The organism is Nostoc sp. DedQUE08, assembly GCF_034530895.1.
Taxonomy (GTDB): Bacteria; Cyanobacteriota; Cyanobacteriia; order Cyanobacteriales; family Nostocaceae; genus Nostoc.
The window spans coordinates 1-3,391 of the sequence record NZ_JAVRCD010000127.1; the positions used below are offsets into that span (position 1 = coordinate 1).

Sequence of the window (3,391 nt, forward strand, 5' to 3'; positions counted from 1 at the left end):
GCGCTTCAAGTGCTGTTGTGAATGGCGCAAATTTAGCACTGTTAAACGTCATCAATAATAAGTTAGGTCAACAGGTAACGGGTGGGATTAGTGGATTAGTAACGAGTGTTGCTCAAAATACTTATGTCGAAAAAGCCCTTGCTGTACTAACTTTCGCAACCACATTGCATAACGCGCTGATGCTGACCAATAATTTAGGTCAGACGCTTGGAAGCATTATTAATACAATTTTGGGTTTGATATTACCAAAAGGTCTTGATGGTACACCAATTGATATTGGTGCTGTTCTTGGTAAGACGACGACAACACTTATTCAAGATGCTATTGGTGCTGACAATTACACCAAGCTAACCCAAGAATGGGCAATGGCTAACAGAATTTATCAAGCATCAGCTAATGTTTTTAATGCAATAACCAACGCAGTGAGTACGTTAGTAAATGCTTTAGAAGTCATTGGAAGTCATGTTGCAAAAATTGGTAATGCACTCAAAAAGTGGGGTGCTGTTGCTGAACGAGCTTATGAATGGTTCCATCCCAATCCAAATTTTCATAATAAGTATTTCACCTTCTTAAATAATACCGAGGCTGGTGTAAATACCATTCAAGCTGTAGTGCAAGTTCCGGTAAGTATAGTTGATGCCAAAAATCAAATTGATAGCTCTAATGCTGAATTTCAATCAGCTATCAAAGGCGATAAAAATTCTGATGGTACACCGAAGGAGAGCGGTATTGCTACTGAAGAGAATAAGGATAAAAAAGCAGAATTTGACCTTGCCAAAGAAATTAGTAAAGGGCTTGAATTGCTAGATAACGATTTGGAGGCTGATGACTAATGCCATTACCTCCTAACTTCGATCATTGGGAGCATCTGCAAGACATGCTCAGGCTTTACCATAATAAACTAGTCCGGCAGTACTTCAAAAACCAAGAAGACGGTGATATTTCAAAGCCAAAACCAGCCTTAAAACAAGCTTGCTTGTTAGATGATAATGATACTGTAGCCATGACTCAGTTACGTTTATGGTTATTTGAAATTACTGTAGGTCATGCTCAATCTTTGCAAGCTCCTATTTATGGAATTCCTGTTGCTGATTATCAGCGCGATGTCAGTTTCAAGCCACAGGTTAAACTCTATTTTCGTGAGCGATACACGATAGATACAGACCGTACAGCACCAGGACGAGGTGAGATTACCTTCAGGCTGATGAATGAATCAGCCCAAACCTACACCCGTGCTAAAGCTGAAGAAATGGCACGCGATATCAAAAGAGAATTCGCTACTCCTATCTTTGTCTGGGAGAAAGGTATTCACTACTATTACTACAAAGATTTTGATAGAGGTTACGATCTGCGGCTTTTAGTCAAATCAAAAACCGAGGGTGAAAGACTGGCGCGTAATGTACTTCAGATCCAGGGACACCCATTTGATAGTACCAATGTGGACTTTTTGGACACTGACAAACTTTATCCCAGCAATCCAGGCACTCATTTAGTATATGGGCGGCAGGTCAAGAAGCCTGTAAAACGCCCTGTCCTAGATGTTCGCTTTCGTCACGCTCAGTTATTTCTAAATGGACGCCAGACAGTTATTAACCTTGTGTCAACTCCAGAAAGCGCCTTACGCTCGGTGATTGAAAGGGTGAATGCTGCGTAGTTTTTTCATGGAAACAAGTATACTGATCGACACGAATTCTGTCCGCTTTATCCGATGCTATACAGGATGTATAAAGTACAACCGAGTAGTGAACAGCAATGGCTAAACGATTTAACAATTTAGATGCCGCATTAAAATATCTTCGCCCAACTTCATCGGGAGAAGATGGAGTAGTGCCAGATGCACCAGCAGGCACTCCATTAAAAAAATACCAAGATTGGAAAGCGGGAAAAATTGATATTGATTACCCTAGATCGGCATCATCAAATCCAGGAAGAATTGTTGCAGTATCTATAAAACCTTTTGCTTTGCCCGTAGCATCAACAGATGAATATATAGTTCGTATGTCCAACAGGGCGCAAGGACAATATTCTCTATTTGGACTCAGTGCAGCAGCATTAGGAATAGCTGCTGTAGATAGTAACGATATTGTTGCTAGAGAACTTAAACCGGCTAAAGCTTCTTGTCGAAATATTACCGGAACGACACCAACTTCTGTAACCAGCAAGTTAACGGGTCGTCCTTATAAAACTAAAGCTGATACAGGTTATACTTTCCCATTTGGCGCAATTACAGCACAACCATCTTACAGCGACCAAAAAGCAGCTATTCTTGGGCTTGTTACTGCTGCTGGGGAAACTAAAGCTGTGTCTTTTATTCCGGAAAAATTCTAATGCTTGTAGATTTGATTAAGTGCGAAATTTTTCTAACTCCTCAAGTCTCCCAAGAAGAAATAAGCGATTTAATCAAGCGGGAGGAAATCACCCATTTAGCTAATACTCGATTTACCAAAGGTGAAATTTCCTTCCAAGATTATATTGATTGCTTGGAAGTTGCCGGAGTTTGTATTGATGATTATTTGCTAACAGTTGAAAATAATTTGACAACAGCAGGAGTCTTGTAGTGACTCAGTTTAATGATGCAAGTAAGTGGAATCTAATTATGGATTCCACTAAAAATGCAACGATGTCAGGTGAGAGGATCATTGAACCTATAGCAGCTTTTGAGCCTTCTCACCTTTTTTTGTCTTCAATTGTGGCAGTTCAAGTATTTAGTGCCACAGCCAAACCAAATTGGTATAAAGCTGGTTATTTAAATCAAGCTATTCCAGTACCGTTTTCGTTAGGGCTAGCACTTGGAGAATTTCGCTTTATCTCTCTTTACACACCAGTAATTATTAATTTTTTGCACTTTCCAAGTGACTATCAAGTTTCGTTTGAAGTGCCAAAATATTTCCAAGATTGCACTTTTAAGATATGGGAATTTGCAGATAACTAATTTTAAACAATGACTACTGCACAGCCAATAATAGCTGTTACCAATTATTCTAGTAGCTCCCCAGGAATAACACTAACTCTAGAAAGCACTGGCATATTTTTAGGGATTCTTGTTAGTGCTTCCGTTCTTGCTGGTGTTGCTGTTACCGTCATCAGCAAGATGAATAAAATTTCAAATTCAATTACTCAAATTGAAAAAACCCTTGAAGAACAAGCAAGGAATGCTGAAAAAATTCGTGAGATTGATAGGACATTAGCTTTGCATATTCAAGAGTATGTGAATCGAAAAGATGTTGTACAGATGGTATTAGGTCAATTAAATGAGAAAATTGACCACAAATTCAAACGAGTGTTGTTTTACACCAGGGACATTCAGCGGTTCTTGCAACGCGATACTGATTTTAAGATTCGCGAGTATGAAGAAACGACTCAGCAAGATGAGTAACCCTCTGGGGATTCA

6 protein-coding genes are annotated in these 3,391 nt (G+C 39.3%); all 6 read left to right on the plus strand.

The window, feature by feature from the left end; all coding sequences use genetic code 11:
- Positions 1-833, plus strand: an 833-nt coding sequence (locus RMY64_RS36540) for a hypothetical protein (protein ID WP_322702668.1), incomplete at its 5' end; no start/stop codon positions are given.
- A complete protein-coding gene (locus tag RMY64_RS36545) occupies positions 833-1,654 on the plus strand; it encodes a hypothetical protein (RefSeq protein ID WP_322702669.1) in 822 nt (273 codons plus the stop codon). The genes RMY64_RS36540 and RMY64_RS36545, both read left to right, overlap by 1 nt.
- Positions 1,655-1,752: 98 nt before the next feature.
- The gene (locus RMY64_RS36550; RefSeq protein WP_322702670.1) at positions 1,753-2,328 is read left to right on the plus strand and encodes a hypothetical protein; all 576 of its coding nucleotides are present in this window, start codon (positions 1,753-1,755) and stop codon (positions 2,326-2,328) included.
- Positions 2,328-2,558 (plus strand): hypothetical protein, encoded by a 231-nt coding sequence (locus RMY64_RS36555; protein ID WP_322702672.1) that lies wholly within the window; start codon positions 2,328-2,330, stop codon positions 2,556-2,558. The genes RMY64_RS36550 and RMY64_RS36555 overlap by 1 nt, the downstream gene beginning before the upstream one ends.
- 38 nt (positions 2,559-2,596) lie before the next feature.
- The gene (locus RMY64_RS36560) at positions 2,597-2,932 is read left to right on the plus strand and encodes a hypothetical protein (RefSeq protein ID WP_322702673.1); all 336 of its coding nucleotides are present in this window, start codon (positions 2,597-2,599) and stop codon (positions 2,930-2,932) included.
- Between the two features lie 9 nt (positions 2,933-2,941).
- Positions 2,942-3,376 (plus strand): hypothetical protein, encoded by a 435-nt coding sequence (locus tag RMY64_RS36565; protein WP_322702674.1) that lies wholly within the window; start codon positions 2,942-2,944, stop codon positions 3,374-3,376.
- Positions 3,377-3,391: the final 15 nt, after the last annotated feature.